This is a genomic window from Anaerococcus hydrogenalis DSM 7454 (genome assembly GCF_000173355.1).
Taxonomy (GTDB): domain Bacteria; phylum Bacillota; class Clostridia; order Tissierellales; family Peptoniphilaceae; genus Anaerococcus; species Anaerococcus hydrogenalis.
Window position 1 is genome coordinate 37,969 of the sequence record NZ_ABXA01000036.1, and the last position, 16,016, is coordinate 53,984.

Annotated in this window: 21 protein-coding genes; 19 read left to right on the plus strand and 2 right to left on the minus strand. The window is 28.5% G+C overall.

Annotated features, from left to right (window positions below; genetic code table 11):
• The first annotated feature begins 3 nt into the window (after window positions 1–3).
• The 18 genes from ANHYDRO_RS06170 (at window position 4) to ANHYDRO_RS06255 (ending at window position 13,500) form a co-directional block, all read left to right on the plus strand.
• Window positions 4–288: a phage head-tail connector protein gene (locus tag ANHYDRO_RS06170; RefSeq protein ID WP_004814608.1), complete on the plus strand. Its 285-nt coding sequence runs from the start codon at window positions 4–6 to the stop codon at window positions 286–288.
• Window positions 281–592, plus strand: a complete 312-nt coding sequence (locus ANHYDRO_RS06175) for a phage head closure protein (RefSeq protein ID WP_004814609.1) — start codon at window positions 281–283, stop codon at window positions 590–592. Before ANHYDRO_RS06170 ends, ANHYDRO_RS06175 begins: the two co-directional genes overlap by 8 nt.
• Complete coding sequence (locus ANHYDRO_RS06180) at window positions 579–1,055, plus strand: hypothetical protein (protein WP_004814611.1); 477 nt, start codon at window positions 579–581, stop codon at window positions 1,053–1,055. Before ANHYDRO_RS06175 ends, ANHYDRO_RS06180 begins: the two co-directional genes overlap by 14 nt.
• Window positions 1,052–1,414 (plus strand): hypothetical protein, encoded by a 363-nt coding sequence (locus ANHYDRO_RS06185; RefSeq protein WP_004814612.1) that lies wholly within the window; start codon window positions 1,052–1,054, stop codon window positions 1,412–1,414. Before ANHYDRO_RS06180 ends, ANHYDRO_RS06185 begins: the two co-directional genes overlap by 4 nt.
• Window positions 1,414–2,022, plus strand: a complete 609-nt coding sequence (locus tag ANHYDRO_RS06190; protein ID WP_004814615.1) for a hypothetical protein — start codon at window positions 1,414–1,416, stop codon at window positions 2,020–2,022. The genes ANHYDRO_RS06185 and ANHYDRO_RS06190 overlap by 1 nt, the downstream gene beginning before the upstream one ends.
• Window positions 2,022–2,351 (plus strand): hypothetical protein, encoded by a 330-nt coding sequence (locus ANHYDRO_RS06195; protein ID WP_004814616.1) that lies wholly within the window; start codon window positions 2,022–2,024, stop codon window positions 2,349–2,351. The genes ANHYDRO_RS06190 and ANHYDRO_RS06195 overlap by 1 nt, the downstream gene beginning before the upstream one ends.
• A 47-nt stretch (window positions 2,352–2,398) precedes the next feature.
• The gene (locus ANHYDRO_RS06200) at window positions 2,399–2,617 is read left to right on the plus strand and encodes a hypothetical protein (RefSeq protein WP_004814618.1); all 219 of its coding nucleotides are present in this window, start codon (window positions 2,399–2,401) and stop codon (window positions 2,615–2,617) included.
• A 1-nt stretch (window position 2,618) separates the two neighbouring features.
• Window positions 2,619–4,493, plus strand: coding sequence for a phage tail protein (locus tag ANHYDRO_RS06205; protein ID WP_004814620.1), 1,875 nt, complete (start codon window positions 2,619–2,621; stop codon window positions 4,491–4,493).
• A gap of 81 nt (window positions 4,494–4,574) precedes the next feature.
• A complete protein-coding gene (locus tag ANHYDRO_RS06210; RefSeq protein ID WP_148315692.1) occupies window positions 4,575–5,102 on the plus strand; it encodes a hypothetical protein in 528 nt (175 codons plus the stop codon).
• A 75-nt stretch (window positions 5,103–5,177) separates the two neighbouring features.
• On the plus strand, window positions 5,178–8,789 hold the full coding sequence (locus ANHYDRO_RS06215; protein ID WP_004814623.1) for a phage tail spike protein: 3,612 nt from the start codon (window positions 5,178–5,180) through the stop codon (window positions 8,787–8,789).
• 9 nt (window positions 8,790–8,798) lie between these two features.
• Complete coding sequence (locus tag ANHYDRO_RS06220; protein ID WP_004814625.1) at window positions 8,799–9,125, plus strand: hypothetical protein; 327 nt, start codon at window positions 8,799–8,801, stop codon at window positions 9,123–9,125.
• Window positions 9,115–9,375, plus strand: a complete 261-nt coding sequence (locus tag ANHYDRO_RS06225) for a hypothetical protein (protein WP_004814627.1) — start codon at window positions 9,115–9,117, stop codon at window positions 9,373–9,375. Before ANHYDRO_RS06220 ends, ANHYDRO_RS06225 begins: the two co-directional genes overlap by 11 nt.
• Before the next feature lie 121 nt (window positions 9,376–9,496).
• Window positions 9,497–9,745: a hypothetical protein gene (locus ANHYDRO_RS06230; protein WP_039914255.1), complete on the plus strand. Its 249-nt coding sequence runs from the start codon at window positions 9,497–9,499 to the stop codon at window positions 9,743–9,745.
• A gap of 13 nt (window positions 9,746–9,758) precedes the next feature.
• The gene (locus tag ANHYDRO_RS06235; RefSeq protein WP_004814631.1) at window positions 9,759–10,121 is read left to right on the plus strand and encodes a hypothetical protein; all 363 of its coding nucleotides are present in this window, start codon (window positions 9,759–9,761) and stop codon (window positions 10,119–10,121) included.
• A 122-nt stretch (window positions 10,122–10,243) separates the two neighbouring features.
• Complete coding sequence (locus tag ANHYDRO_RS06240) at window positions 10,244–10,519, plus strand: hypothetical protein (protein WP_004814634.1); 276 nt, start codon at window positions 10,244–10,246, stop codon at window positions 10,517–10,519.
• A gap of 102 nt (window positions 10,520–10,621) precedes the next feature.
• The gene (locus ANHYDRO_RS06245) at window positions 10,622–11,563 is read left to right on the plus strand and encodes an N-acetylmuramoyl-L-alanine amidase (RefSeq protein ID WP_004814636.1); all 942 of its coding nucleotides are present in this window, start codon (window positions 10,622–10,624) and stop codon (window positions 11,561–11,563) included.
• A 187-nt stretch (window positions 11,564–11,750) separates the two neighbouring features.
• Window positions 11,751–12,908 (plus strand): AAA family ATPase, encoded by a 1,158-nt coding sequence (locus tag ANHYDRO_RS06250; RefSeq protein ID WP_004814637.1) that lies wholly within the window; start codon window positions 11,751–11,753, stop codon window positions 12,906–12,908.
• Window positions 12,892–13,500, plus strand: coding sequence for a hypothetical protein (locus ANHYDRO_RS06255; protein WP_039914259.1), 609 nt, complete (start codon window positions 12,892–12,894; stop codon window positions 13,498–13,500). The genes ANHYDRO_RS06250 and ANHYDRO_RS06255 overlap by 17 nt, the downstream gene beginning before the upstream one ends.
• Before the next feature lie 358 nt (window positions 13,501–13,858).
• Here the strand turns inward: ANHYDRO_RS06255 and ANHYDRO_RS06260 are convergent, their stop codons facing one another.
• Together ANHYDRO_RS06260 and ANHYDRO_RS06265 are read right to left on the minus strand one after the other, a co-directional pair.
• Window positions 13,859–14,368: a nucleoside 2-deoxyribosyltransferase gene (locus ANHYDRO_RS06260; protein WP_039914261.1), complete on the minus strand. Its 510-nt coding sequence runs from the start codon at window positions 14,366–14,368 to the stop codon at window positions 13,859–13,861.
• Between the two features lie 51 nt (window positions 14,369–14,419).
• Window positions 14,420–15,013 carry a DUF4230 domain-containing protein gene (locus ANHYDRO_RS06265; protein ID WP_004814642.1) on the minus strand — a complete coding sequence of 198 codons (594 nt, stop codon included), beginning with the start codon at window positions 15,011–15,013 and terminating at the stop codon, window positions 14,420–14,422.
• A gap of 313 nt (window positions 15,014–15,326) precedes the next feature.
• On the opposite strand from ANHYDRO_RS06265, the gene ANHYDRO_RS06270 reads away from it, so the two are divergent.
• Window positions 15,327–16,007, plus strand: a complete 681-nt coding sequence (locus tag ANHYDRO_RS06270; RefSeq protein ID WP_004814644.1) for a phosphoribosylaminoimidazolesuccinocarboxamide synthase — start codon at window positions 15,327–15,329, stop codon at window positions 16,005–16,007.
• Window positions 16,008–16,016 lie beyond the last annotated feature (9 nt).

Below are 16,016 nucleotides of genomic sequence, written 5' to 3' on the forward strand. Positions count from 1 at the left end.
TTTATGCAAGAAGAATTAAGCCTTGAGAAAATAAAAAAAGATTTGAGGATTTCTCATTCAAAATTAGATGAAGATATACGAGATAATATAGAGGCTTGTAAGCTAGATCTTAAAAGAGTAGGTATTGATGTTAATAAATCTGATGTGTTATTGGAAAAATCTATAAAGCTATTCCTTCGCTGGCAATATAATTTTGAAAATCAAGCTGATAGGTATAGGAATGCTTATGAGAGTTTGAGAAATGCTTTAAGTTTGTGTGAAGATTATAGGAATAGCAAAAATGTATAGTGAGATAATTATTTTACTAGGTAATAAAAAAGAAGTTATTGATAAATATGGAGATACTATTCAACATCAGGAACAAAGAGAAGTCTTTGCTAGAATGGATAGGATATATTTAAATGAAACTTTACAAGCTATGTCAGAAGGATTTGAAAAACAATTAAGGTTTAGATTATCGGATTATTATGACTATAACAATGAAGAAGAACTCTTGTATGAAGGTAAAAAATGGAAGATTGTTAATACTCAGAGGATAGGAAATGAAATAGAATTAAATTGTGTAGGAGGCTTAGAACATGGTAAGGCCTAATGCGAAAATGAAAGTTACAAAAAAGAATGGTGTAACTTTTGAATCCAATGTAGACCATGTTAAATTTACTATCGAAGAATTAATTCATGCTGCTAATAGGGATGTTGGTAAATTTATTACAAAAGAAACAGCTAATGCAATTGATGATGCCTACAGACCTTACTATGTTAAAGGCCGAATGAGTCTAGTTAGAAAAAATAAATTTAAAAAAACTTATGCAAATAAATCTGTACAGTATTGGGCTAGAAAAAGAGAATTAGATCTACAAGTTGGATTTAAGAATCATAACTGGATGACTCAACAAGAACTTGGTGAATATAATTATCCTAGGTTGGGACTTTTAAGAAATACTGTAGCTAAAAACATTAAAACTATAAACGATATTCAAGGTCAATATATAACTGAGTTAAATAAAGAAAATCCAAGTGTACCGAGTGGTGAGGATGAAGGTGATGGAGAATGATAAGAAAGATAAAGGAAGTGATTAAAGAGCAAGTAGATGATATATCTGAGCTTGCTTTTGATGTTATTCCTGAAAATAAAGTATTCCCACATATTGTGTCGACAATAAGCATGGATATTTATAGAGAAGGTCTTCACACTATGCAGATTGATTTTGATGTATGGGATTTTAATTTGACAAGTAAAAATATAGATGATATTTCAGAAAGATTAATTGATAAGTTAGATAAATTTAAATATACAGATAATGAGCTTAATTTTGTAATGTATCTATTGAGTACAGCGTATATACAAGATACTAATAAAAAGCTTAGAAGAAAGACTTGCACTTTTGAATTGCAAGCTAGAAAGGGGAAATAATGGGAAGTTGTAAAGTTATTAATGGATTAAACTCAAATACAACAAAGCACTTAGTGTTTGACGCTGGTGCTTTTTTTAAAAATTATGATATAAAATCAGATACTTTTGATAGTGCTATAAAAGAAAATAAATTAATTGGGGCTACAAAAGGGGGAGGAAGTTTCAAGGCTATACCAACTTTTAGAGAAATAGAACTTGATGGAATGAGGGGAGCTTTGAAAGGAACTAAAATTCTAGAGTCATGGGAAGTTACTATCGGTGCTAATGTTGCAGAAGTAACCCCTAATAATTTGGCCTTATCTTTGGGAGTGGCTTCAGAAGTTGAAAGCTTAGAGAGTAATCCTCAAAATTATAAGAAAGTTACAGGCAAAATGTGTATAAGTGATAAGGACTATTTAGATAATATAACTTGGGTTGGTACTATTTCTGGTAGTGATGAACCTGTTATAATTCAAGTTTATAATGCCTTAAATACAAAGGGGTTGGAATTATCTTTTGAGGATAAGGGAGAGCTTGTTATAGAAATGGAATTTGTAGGTCATTTTGATATGAAAAGTAAAGAAGTTCCATTTGCTATATATTATCCTAAATTAGAGGAGGTTATTTAATGAGAAATTTAAAATTTAAAGACCTAGGGAAAGCTTCTAAAATAGTTAAGAAATTAAATCTTAGAGTAGATAAAGATACTAACATAAATGATATTGATTCAGTAGGAGCTTCCTTATTTTTAAAGTTAGTAGAAAATTATAATATGGTTCAAGATGATCTAGCTGATTTTATGTCGAATTTATTAGAAGATGAAAATATATCTAAAGAAGATTTCCTAAATTTAGATTTGAATAATGTGTATACTTATCTTGAAAAGCTAAAAGAAGATGAGGGGTTTTCAAATTTTTTATCAGCTCTATCAAATATAGTGAAGACTACTACAAAATAATAGATTTAATTTTACACGAATACTCAAATATTGAGTATTTTTTTAATTTGGATTATTTAGAATCAGAAATAATTCTTAGAGTTATGGTAGAAAGAATCAGAGATGATAAGATTTTTAGAAGATGGATACCATATCAATCTTCTATAAGTTTTGAGGAATTTAAAGCAAAAATAATCGCTGATAATCCAAGTGTAGGATCTATTAAAAGTGTAGATGAAATAATGGTTGATGTTAAAGAAATCTTAAACAAGGTGCAAGGGGGATAGTATGGAACTGTTTAAATTATTTGGTTCTATTATGGTAGACAATAAAAAAGCGAACGAATCTATTAGTAAAACTGGCTCTCTTGCTGGAAAGTTAGGTCAGGGTCTAGGTAAGGGAATAAAGACAGCTGCCAAATGGGGAGCTGCTATTACTGCTGGAGCTGCTGCAGGTGGGACAGCCTTATTTGGGGTTACTAAAAACGCTGCCGATACAGGCGATAGGATAGATAAACTTTCTCAAAAAATAGGAATGAGCCGTAAGGGGTTTCAACAATGGGACTATATTCTTTCACAAAATGGTATGTCTATTGAATCTCTTCAAGGTGGTATGAAGAAAATGAATAAAAATCTTGATGATGCCAAACAAGGTAGTCAAACTGCTGTTGAGGCTTTTTCAAGAATTGGATTATCTGTTGATGATTTAAAGAATGCTAGTCCTGAAGAGGCTTTTGAAATAACTGTTAAGGCTTTACAAGGTATGCCTGATGGTGCTGAAAAGGCAGCTTTGGCCAACGAACTTCTTGGTAGGTCTGGTTCTGAACTTATGCCTTTATTAAATGGTTCTGCTGAGTCAGTAGAGGAATTGAAAAAGCAAGCTGAAGATATGGGACTTGTTTTATCTGATGATGCTGTAGATGCATCAGTTAAGTTTACTGATACACTTGATAATGCTAAGAGAAGTTTGGGAGCTATTGTTGCTAAAATAGGTGTATCTGTAATGCCTTTATTTCAGTCGTTTCTGGATTGGGTACTTTCTAATATGCCATTAATACAGTCTGTTATGACTGTTGTGTTTAATGTTATAAATGAAGCTGTGACCATATTTATTAATATTTTTAAAGATTATTTATTGCCCGTTTTTAAAAGCATAGTAGATTTTGTTATAGAAAATTGGCCACAAATTAGTCAGGTTATAGAAAGTGTTTTTGAAGCTGTAAAAATAGTTATAGATGTTATATCAAATGTATTTAAGGAAATTCTTTTACCAGCATTTAATTATGTTGTAGATTGGGTTAAAGAAAATTGGCCTTATATTTCGGAGATAATAAGTTCGGTATTTGAATTAGTCAAAGTAATATTTAATCAATTTGTAAATACAATTTCTTTCTTATGGAATAGTTTTGGTCAAAACATTATGAATATTGTAAAAATAGCCTTTAATACTATGTCAGAGATTATAAAAAGTGTAATGAAGGTTGTTAGAGGCATATTACAAGTTGTAACTGGTGCTATAAAGGGTGACTGGTCAAGTGTTTGGAATGGAATTAAAAATATAATAAGTGGTGTATGGAATGCAATTAAGGCAATTGTAGATGGTAGAATAAATACAATAAAGAATATTATTCAAGGTGGATTTAATCTTGTAAAATCGATAGTTTCACATATATGGAATGGAATTGAAACTGCAATAATGACTCCAATAAATTCAGCTGCAGATGCTGTAAGAAACGCTATAGACAGAATAAAAAGTATGTTTAATTTTAGTTTTAATTGGCCACATTTACCAATGCCACATTTTTATATAGATGGAAGCATGAATCCATTAAAATGGCTTGAACAGGGAGTGCCAACTATTGGGGTAGACTGGTATGCAAAAGGTGGGATATTTGATAAACCTACAATTTTTAATACAGTTGATGGATTAAAAGGAGTCGGTGAAAAAGGTCCTGAAGCTGTAACTCCTATTTCTAAATTACAAGAAATGATTGATTGGAATACGGGAAAAGATACAGAATTATTAAATAAGATAATAGAAATACTTATGATTATAGTAAATAAAGATCCTAATTTCTATATAGATGGAACGAAAATTTCTAAAGAGCTAGCCCCTTATTTTGATAATGAATTGTATAAAAGAAAACAAAGGGAGGTATTTTAGGTGCATGAACTTATTATAAATAATAAACGCATTGATGATTGGGCGATAGTATCTCAAGTAGAATACAGCCCTTTTAGTATTGTGAACTTATATAAAGAAAGAGCTGATAATTATCCATCATTTTTTGGAACTTCAAGAACTAATAAACTAATAAAAATAAGTTTAGTTTTGAAGAATCGATGTCAAGATTATCTTAATTTACAAGAAGATTTGGAAAATAAAATTCTAACTGAAATAAAATCTGATAGTCCTTCATGGATAGAATTAGATAATAGATATTTTTATGGGATTTTAGAAGATGTAGAGATTAGTAAGATGTATCAAGGAAGTGCCACCATAACTTTAAACAATATATATGGTAAGTGGTTTAGTAAAAAGATTACAAAAAAATTAGGAGAATCGTTTTATCTAAAAGGTGTAGAAGAAACGGATGTAGCTATTATTAATTTAATACCAACTACAACAAATCCAAAAATACACTATAAGGATAAGAGTATTAGTATAGAAAATGCTTTGGTACAAAGAAATATATCAATAAATTTATCAGATAAAACTGTAAAACAATTAGGAGAACACTTAGCTATAAATATTGACAGTGATTTTTTTTAATTTAGAATTAGGTAGCAATATTATTGTTACAGAAAATGCTAGTGGAAGTATAGAATATAGAGAGGTGTTATCTTTATGATTTATATTTATAATAGGGATGAAACACAAATTGATAGCCTAGATATTGAACCTAAATTTACAGAAGAAATTGGTAAATTAAGAACATTAGAGTTTGAAAGTGAAAAAAAGTATGAAAAGGGATATAGGGTAGTAGCATTAATTGATAATATAGCTTATGAATTTGTAATAATTGATACAGAATATTCAAGGTATCATTTTACTGAAAATTCTTATTTTTGCCAAGATTCTTTGATTGAATTACAAGCTATACCAATAATGGATTTAAGACCTCAGGGAGGTATAGATAAGGCTTTAAGTTCTATATTAAAAGATACCAGGTGGAAGTTTCAACTTATAAATGGATATAACTCTAATCAATCTTCTAAAAATAGTTTTTATCATATTTCAGCTCTTGAAGCTTTTTCAGAAATTGTTGAAACTTATAGGAGTGAATGGATAACTGAATATAGGTTTTCAGGATCTAAAATTACTGAAAGAAAAATCCTCATTTATCAAAGAGATGGTAGGAGTAAGGGTAGGCTTGAGTTTGGTAAAAATATAGTAAAATTTAAAAGGAAAATTTTATCTGAGCCTATAATAACTGCTATTATTCCTTTTGGAAAAGGTGAGGAAAAAGAAAGTGGCGGCTATGGAAGAAGGATAGGGATAGAAGATATAAATGATGGTATACCCTATATTGAAAACAAGGTGGCTACAAAAATATATGGAATAGGTGATAAGAAAAATAAATTACCCTTATTTGGTTTTTTAACGTTAGAAGATATAACTGATCCACACGAGCTTAAGAAATTAGCTCAAGAAGAGTTAGATATAGTTTCTCAACCAAGAGCTGAGTATGTGGTTGATGCCATAGATTTAGATATAGAAGCTAAAATAGGATATGAAGTTCCAACTATAGATGATGAAATAGGATATAGGTCATATTCTAGAATAAAAAAGATTGTTAGAGAAGGTAAGGATATAAAGCTTACCTTTGGTAGTGTTACAAAAAAATTCACTGATTCTTTTCAAAAAGAAATAAAAAATACGAAAAAAGAATTTAATAATGTATATGAACAATTAAACTATCAGATGGAGTCATCTGATGGTAAGACTACAGTTTATACAGGAGCTAGTAAACCAAATAATCCAAGCAATGGTGATATGTGGTATAGAGAAAATACAGATGGTTCTGTAGATATGCTTTTTTATAAAAATGGGGAGTGGACTGAGAGGATTTCTGAAAGACTTTTTAAAGAATTCAGAGAAAAAATGAATGAAAATTCAAACCTTATAAAAAAGGCAGAAGAAAAGGCTGACCAAGCAGAAAAATCACTTGAAGGCATTAAGATTGATATAGAAAGTCTTGGAGATTTATCACAATCTTTATCGAAATTAAATGAAGCTCAAGAAAGCATAGGTAATTTGGAAAATGATATAAGTTCTATTATGGGACAAATATCTGCTGATTTTTATGATAAAGCACCAACACCACCATATAAATTGAAACAAAAATGGTATAAGATACACTACACTCCTTCCAAAGAAATAGACCAAGGATATGATTTATTGTCTAATGATGATAGGATTACATTGGATGAATTTGCAAATCCTGGACTTTTCATATGTATAAAAGCTAGGAAAAAAGGTGAAAAATTTTCTTGGAACGATTGGAAGAGAATTGCAACAGATAATACAAGCTTAATTGAACAGCAAGCTAATTTAGCAGAAAAAGGATTGTTAGAATTAAAGAACGGTCTTGTAGATTATGCTAAAAATAGTGATGTTGAAAAATTAATGTATACAGAGCAAATAAAAACAGATAAAAAAATATCAGATATACTTTTGGATTATTCTAAGACAAATGAAATTCAAAAATATGCTATAACTGTTGCAGAAAAAGAAGCTGGGAAAGTTTCTAAACAATTATCTGAATATGTAAAAACTAACGATTTAAATGATAGAGGATATAGTACAACTGAATATGTTAATTCTAGCATATCAACAGTAAATAACAACATATCTTCTTTGAATAAAAAAATAAACGGCCAAGATGTAAAGCTAAATGTATTAACAGAAACGGTAGATGGAAATAATAGAGTTATAGCTGATTTAGAAGGTAAAACTGGAAATACTTCTATTTCAACAATAAGACATATGATAAATGAACACTCTACAACTCTTAGAAATTTACCAGAAAATATTACTGAATTTGCAAATTTAATAAATAATACACCAGTTCCACCTTATAAATTAGGATGTGTATGGTTTAAAAGTAATTATAAACTTGCAAATGAAGATTATGATGTAATATATGAGAATGATGAAATATTTTTAGAAGAACTTTCTGATTCTGGTACTTGGATATGTGTTAAAGCTAAGCAGAAAGGTGAGAAATTTTCATGGGATGATTGGATGAGGGTTTCATCCGATAATGATGGAAATATTTCTCAGATATACCAAGATATAGATAAAATTCAATTGAGTATGATAGATTACAATAAAAATATTGGAACAAAATTTAAGCTATTAACAGATTCTATGAACCTAGAAGTTTCAGATATAAGAAATAATTTTACTGGTCAATTGAATATATTGAAAAATCAAATAGATATAAGTGTTAAAAAAGGGGATTTATTAGGAGAAATAAATACTCAAGCAGGAAATGTCCTAATAAAGGCTAGTGATGACACCAATAAGTCAATATTAAACATAACATCTAAAGGAACTTATATTGAAAATGGTTTAATAAAGACAGCTCATATATCAACTGCTGCAATTACAGATGCTCTTTTAAAAAATGTAACTTTTGATTGGGCTGTAGGAAAAACTTTAGATGCTAAGAAAATAAATGTAGTTAATTTAGATGCGAATAAAATTGTAACTGGTACTTTATCTGCAAGCAAAATCAAAGGTGGAACACTTGATGCTAGATATATTACTGTTAAAAACTTGAATGCTAATGCAATAAAATCTGGAACCATTTCTGGTAAAAATGGATTATGGAATCTTGATTCAGGAACATTTCATTTTAGAACATCAAATTCAAAACTTTCTATTTTGCATGCATCTTTGCTTTTTTATTATAAAGATTCTTTAAGAGCAATATTAGATAAAGGTGGTTATACCTTTTATGGACCGGATGATAAAAGATTGGGAGCTTTCTCAAATTCATATTTGGATAATGGTCGATTTACAATTAAAATACTTCACAAAGCAAGCGAAAATAATATTTCATTGGGTTACGATGATGAGGAAGAAAACTATCATAGTTATCTAATCCTAGATAAGTACAATAAGAGTAGGAAATTATCTAAGTCGTATTACCCGATTCAATTTCAATATGAAACATATTTTACAAAAGACATTTTTATTAATAATAGTATATATTTTAATAATGATTTTAAAATAAAAACTACAAATGTTAATTCTAAGAAGGGAGTAGAAATATCAGACTCTAGTGGAGATGGATTAAGTGTTGCATGGAATGGAATATATCACACAAGTTTTGGAACTTCCAATAAACTAGCTACAGAAAAAGATTTAGACAAAGTTAGAAATGATTTAAGAGATACAAGAAATAGTTTAAATGAAATGATAGATGCATGGAACAATTCTGTAAGATAAGGAGATTAAATGAAACTTACAAATAATGAAATATATGGTATTCATAGTGCTATAAGTGAAATTATAGATCAAAAAGTATCGGTTAAGACAGCTTTTAAATTAAGCAAGATACTGCGTTCACTAGAAGATGTAATAATTATATGTAACAAAATAATAAAAGACTCAAATGATGATGAAGTTGCTGAATTATTAAATGAAAAAACAGAAGTAAATATAGAAAAAATTGAAGTGGCAGACCTGGATGAATTTGAAATATCAATCAGGAATGTCGCTTTTTTAAATCCTATAATTAATCAAGAAAATGTGGAAAGTGAAGGAGGCAAAGATGGAAAGTAAATTTATAAAAGATATTACTAATTATATTGTCGTGAGAAAACAAGATGAATCAGAAATGTTGGCACAATTTGATAGATATAATGGAAATATCTATTGGACTGATAATATTGAAAATGCTACTAAGTTTGAAAGCAAAGAAAGTGCAAATCAATTTTCTAATTTACAAAATCAAATATCAAATTTGATGAACTTGAATTTTAAATTTAATGTGCTAGAAAATCATAATGTTATTAGCGAAGTTTCTGATTAGGAGGAAGTTATGCGTTTAAGTAGATTGATATTTGGAGAAAAATTATCAGATCAAATAGTAGAACAAAATGAAAATATAAAAAAAATTAGAGGATTTTATTAACAACAATGGCGTGGGGGATTTGAAAGATATTAAATATATATACAGAAAAGATGATACTGTTAAAAATGGTGATCATATTGGTGTTATTAAACAGCATTGGGATTCTTTTGGCAACGATCAATTAACAATCAGAGCAATTCTTAATGGAAATGAATCTGTATGTTTTATTCATAAATATCAAAATTTATATGGAGGAGTCATCATTTTTGGTAATGTTGGTTTTGAAGTATATAAAGTTTCACAATCGAATTTTATAAAAGTTATTTAAAGTAGGTGATAGTATGGAATGGACTATGATAGCAAGTGCATTAATAAAAAATGGTCCTCTGGTAGTAATAGCGGCGATTTTTCTTAAGGTGTATATGGAAGATACTAGCATAAAAAGAAGCGAAAGAGCAGAAGACAGAAAATTACAAAAAGAAAATAACGATAAGATCCTAAATTTAACTGAAAAAGTAACCCAATCTATTGAAACAAATAAAGGGGAAGTAAGGTGTTTGGGAGAAAAATTAGAGGTGCATAACTCTTCCTCCGGGGCTTCCCTTGCTGAGATTAAGCAAGGGGTAAATCAGATACAAAAAGACGTTACTGTTTTGAATAATAAAATAGATGATATAGCAGATGACATTGATAAAAGTGCTTAGGACTAGGTAAAATCTAGTCCTTTTTTAGTACACACTAATAAACAGATCATATAACACAATGTGGATGAAGTGTTGGAAAATAGCCGATACAATTTCACAAGGAACTTCACAAGGAGTAAAAAATGAATGATATTTTAATAAAAATTTTAGTAAGTGTAGGAATATTAGTTTTGACAAATGTATTTGTATATTTAAGTAACCTAAGCAAAGAGAAAATAGCAAAAATAGAAAATATAAAATTTAGAGACGCAAGCTACAAGCTATTAGATATAATTACAAAATGCGTATCAGCCACCAATCAAGAGTTTGTTGGAGATCTTAAAAAAGAAGGGAAATTTGATAGAGACCAACAAGAAGAAGCTTGGAATAAAACAAAAACAAAATTAATAAAATTCTAGATAAAGAATCTAGAGAAATTTTAGATAAAGCTTATGGAGATCTTAACTCTTATATAAACCAAAATATTGAAGACGAAGTAACTAATCAAAAAGGAGATAAAAATGAGTAATTCAAGCTTAGTAAATAGAACAGATTACAGTCCTAACCATAGCGGAACAAGAAAACATTCTATCACAAAAATAGCTATTCACCATACGGCAGGAGTTTTGACAGCTGCTGGAATTGGTAGTGTTTTTAAATCTACATCTAGGCAAGCTTCTTGCAATTATGGAGTTGGATCAGATGGAAAAATTGTTTTAGTTGTAGATGAAGCAAACAGGGCATGGACAACATCTTCAGCCTGGTGCGACAATCGTGCAGTAACAATAGAAACATCTAACAGCCAATACGGTGGCAATTGGCCAGTATCAGATTTTGTATTAAATAGGTTAATCGATTTGGTAACAGATATATGTAAAAGAAATAATATTTATCCTTGTACTTATACAGGATGGAAGGATGGAGTATTACAAAAACATGAATGGTATGCACAAACAACTTGCCCTGGTCCATACTTAGGCAGCAAGTTTTCCTATATTGCAAATGAGGTAAACAAAAGACTAAAGGGTGGAAATTATACAGCAAAAACTGTGGCAGATTTGTATAGGGTTAGAAAATCTTGGAGCGATTCTAAAAGTCAAAAGGGGGCTTTCAAGAACTTAGAAAGTGCAAAAAGTTTGGCCAAAAAATATAATTATAAAGTTTATAATAAAAATGGGAATCAAGTTTGGCCAGAAGTTAAAGGATCTAATAAAAAAGGAAAACTTATTAAGTATGAAAAATGGACGGGAATAACTTTAACAGAATGTAATGTAAGAACAGGCCCATCACTAAGCTCACCTGTTGTAGCTTGTTATGAAAAAAATGAACCAATACATTATGATCAAGTCTGGGAAGGTGATGGTTACAGATGGATTTCCTACATTGGAGCAAATTCTGGTCAAAGGAGATATGTTGCTTGTAGGAGACTTTCTGGAGATACAACACCTTGGATTAGGTTTTAAAAAAAGTACAATATAATTGATAGATAGACTATGTATTGTGTTTATCAAAAATTTCTGCATTGGCCACTGGCTTTTGGCTGGTGGTCTTTTTTATTCTACATAAAATTTTATAATTAAAGATAAACATATTTATTGATTATCTTTTTAATTATGATATAATTAAATAAAAGTAAGAAGGAGGTGTAGAATGATTTTAGAATTTTCAGTAAGTGGATTTCTTTCATTTAAAAATGAACAAACAGTTTATTTTACACCATTTAAGGGATCACGCATAACAAATACAAAATACAATGACAACTTTCATACACATAGAAAGTGTAGACCAATGAAGTCTTTATTATTATTTGGAGATAATGCATCTGGTAAAACAAATTGGTTTTATGCACTTGAGAAGATGAAAAGTATAATAAAAAATGGTTTAGGTGAAATTGATAAAGATATTTTTAATAAGCATTCTAATGAGATTTCATTTGGAATCTCACTACTAGATGATAATGAAGATATATATAAGTACTATATTTCTTTTAATAAGGATGGATATATAGTTAAAGAAAAGTTGGTTAAGAATGACAATGAAATTTATACATTTTTTAATAATAAGTTAAGAGTTAATGATTTACCAACAGACAAAAAAGAAATTGAAGTTTTAGAGAAACTATTTTCTAAATCTTCATCAAATACTTTATTATTAAAGTTGAAAGATATTTTAGACGTTCCTATAGATTCTTTCTTTAAATCTATAGATAATATAAAGGTAGTTGCAGAATCATTTGTAAACAAAGAAATGAAATGGTTCCCTGTAGATCTTTTTTCTGAAGAAGTGAAAAATGAAATAGAGAAATTGAAAAATATTGTAATATCTATACTACAGTCATTAGATAATACTATTATAGATTTTAAATTTGATGAAAGAATAATAGATGATAAAAAAGGGCGTGGGTTTGAAATGATTCTGATCAGGAAAAATAAGGATCAATTTAATCTACTTTCAGAATCTTTAGGAATAAAAAAAATAATAGGATTACTACCAAATATATTAAAGATGTATGATGGAAAATCTATATTTATTGATGAATTAGATTCTTCCATAGGTTCAAAAGCGTTGATAAATTTATTTAATTCGTTTATAAATTCGGAAAATAATACTACTGGACAAATTATTATTTCTACTCACAATTTAACTTTATTAAATTTAGATATGTTTAAATCTTCTCAGATGTATTTTGTATATAAGAATTCTGATTTATCTACAGTTCTACATTCTTTAGAAGAATATGACTTTAGGAGTGGGAAAAAAGGTATAAATGAATTGTATATGAAAGGTTCTTTTGATACAAATGAATAGAAGACCGAAAAAACGAAATTTAAAAACAACAGAAAAAATATTGATCATATGCGAGGGAGAAACAGAGGAATACTATATAAAGAATTTATTAAAAGAATTTAAGCTTTTAACGAATAATGTAAACTTTCACACACTTAAAGGTGGTAGCTATCAAGGTGCAGAAAATTATCTTAAAAAGAATTCACAAGTTATTAATATTGCTTTGTTTATAATGGATTTAGATAGATGTACTAGCGTACAAAATGAAAAGAAAAAGTTAAAAAGTTTGATAAAAACTTTAGAGAAGATAAATATTAAAAATAATATTTTTTTGACTTACAATAACTTTGAAAATTGGGTAGCTGCTTCTATTAATAAAAATATAAATGAGTTGACTGGTTTACACTACAAAAAAGGAAATGGAGTTTTTAAGTTTATAACACAAAATGAAGGTTCTTTTTATAATGGAAAAAAATATTTTAAGAACAAAAAACTATATTATGAAAAAAAAGAATTTAAAAAGGGAGTATATAACGAAAATTTTATTAAATCAGAACAAAGCTCACTTTATTATTTTTTAGAGTATATGGAGTTGTTATTAAGCAAGAGCTAAATTTAACAAAATTTATAATAATCATAGAAATTGTAAATGAATTGAATACAAAATAAGAAAAGCTAGTATTTTTTTACTAGCTTTTTTGTGCTTGATTCTATATAATTATTTGAAGTTATTTTTAAATGAATAGTATTTAAATATGATTGTTACGTTTTTTATATTATTACGCCAATTGTTACGTTAGATAAGTTTTAATAGAATTTAATAGCTTATTTAATATTTTATATTCCACATTTACACGACTATAAAACTATATATAATATTGTAATAATTATAATTTCAGAATCCTCTTTGGCGTGCCAAAAAGGCTTGTTGTTTTGTGAAAATCATTTCACTTTACAACAAGCCTTATTTTTTATTTATTTTCTTTTATATACAAAATCAAATCTTCTATCAAATCTTCTTTTCTTTTATAAATTCTTGGTTTTTTAAATTTATTTCCGTTTTTGTCAACGTAGGAAAGTCCTGTTACTAGTTTGTTTATATATAAGAAATCATTTTGGAAAATGTCTTTTTTCATTGGATCAAATTTGTCTTCTTTGTCATTTCCACCTAGTCTAATATCTGTATATAGTTGAAAAATTTGTACTCCTCTTTCAAAGGCTATTCCCATTTCTGCAGCAAGTCCCAAATCTTTTGTATCCATTAATCCTATTAGGATATCAGAGTTTTTAAGTCTTTCGTAATCAGCTAAAAGAATATCATAATTTGTTGTAAATCCTGCTGATTTATCGTTTATTTCTAGATTTTGTGCAGGATTATAAATTTCTATATCAGAAAATTCTTTTTCCAAGGCTTTTTGAATTTCTAATGCTTGCCATCTTTGTCCTTCTGTGAATAAATCACAACCTAAATATATTTTCATTTTATTACCTCTCATAAATTAATATTAGATAAAAAAATAAGGGAATTTCCCTTATTTAAATTGAATATTTATTGTATAATCTTCTAGGCTATTGTCGATATTTATAATATCTTTTATAGCTTTTTCACATTTTTTATCAGCTTTTTCTAATATTCCCTTTTCAATAGCTTTTTTTTCTATAGATTTTTTTTGTTTTTTTGCAAAATCATTATAGTCTTCAATTTTGATTGGATTGAAAATTGATGTTTTTTGGTCGAAAATTTTAAGGGAATCTTCATAAATTTCGTGGGATAAAACCTTTGATTTTGGAAGTTTTATATCTATATTTTTACCAGAAACTTTTACATCCATTTTATCAAGGTCGACTCCGTATGAAATCACACCATCGTAAGAAACTATAAATTTCTTTTGGGTAAAGGGAAGGTCATAGCCGTAAAACTTATTTGAATTTTCAAATTGTCCCATATTTGTGTAGGAATATTTTAATGTTGTGAGCTCTTTTGCACTTTCAATCCTGTTTTGGATTAGTTTATTGTCGATTTTATTTTCATTCTTTGATGAAAAATACTTTGCTCCAAATAAAATAGTGGTTATTAAAAGAATTCCTATAAGAATACTTTTTATAAAGCTTTTCTTTTTAATCATTTTAAATCCTTTCTTTTTTCTTATTAATTATCTTATCTCAAATACCATATTTTACAAGTTATTAATAATAAAAAAATTTTTTATCAAAAAACTTTCTTGACAATTAAATTTTGCCTTGGTATTATGAACTTGAACGAAGAATATGGCTCATTGAAAATGGGCGAAAGTGTACCTAGGGATCTGAATTTTTCAAGACCGAGCGGTACGGATATTTTTTTAAGTATTACACCAGAGGGATAAAAGCCCAGGAGGATAGGTTTCGTAGCCTGTCCTTCTGGGCTTATTTTTTGTTAAATTTTTTAAGGAGAAAAAAATGAATACAATCTACGAAGGTAAGACAAAAAATTTGGTTGAAGAAAATGGTAAATATTATTGTCTATTTAAGGACACAATGACAGGAACTGACGGAGTTTTTGATACTGGTGGAAACCAAGTTGCTGGTGAAAAAGAAGGTGCTGGTGCTGAATGTCTAAAAGTTTCTAAATTTTTCTTTGAAAAAATAAATGAAGCTGGTGTAAAAACTCATTATCTTGGAGCAGACCTTGACAAAAACCTTATGGAAATTGAAAAATGTAGTGTTTTTGGAAAGGGTCTAGAAGTTATTACAAGATTTAAAGCTGTTGGATCTTTCATGAGAAGATATGGACTTTATGCAACAGAAGGTCAAGATCTTGATGCCTATTCTGAAATTACTTTAAAAGATGATGATCGTGAAGATCCACTAATCACAGAAGATGGATTAGTTGAATTAAATATCTTATCTCACGATGAATACAAAGAAATAATTAAAGAAAATAAGAAGGTTGCAAAACTTGTAAAAGATATTTTGGCTGAATATGGTCTTGATCTATATGATATTAAATTTGAATGGGGAAGGCTTGCTTCAACTGGTGAGGTTGTTTTGATCGATGAAGTTTCTGGTGGAAATATGAGAGCTTATAAAGATGGAAAATATATTGAGCCATTGGAATTATCAAAATATTTAGGACTTTAATAAGGAGTT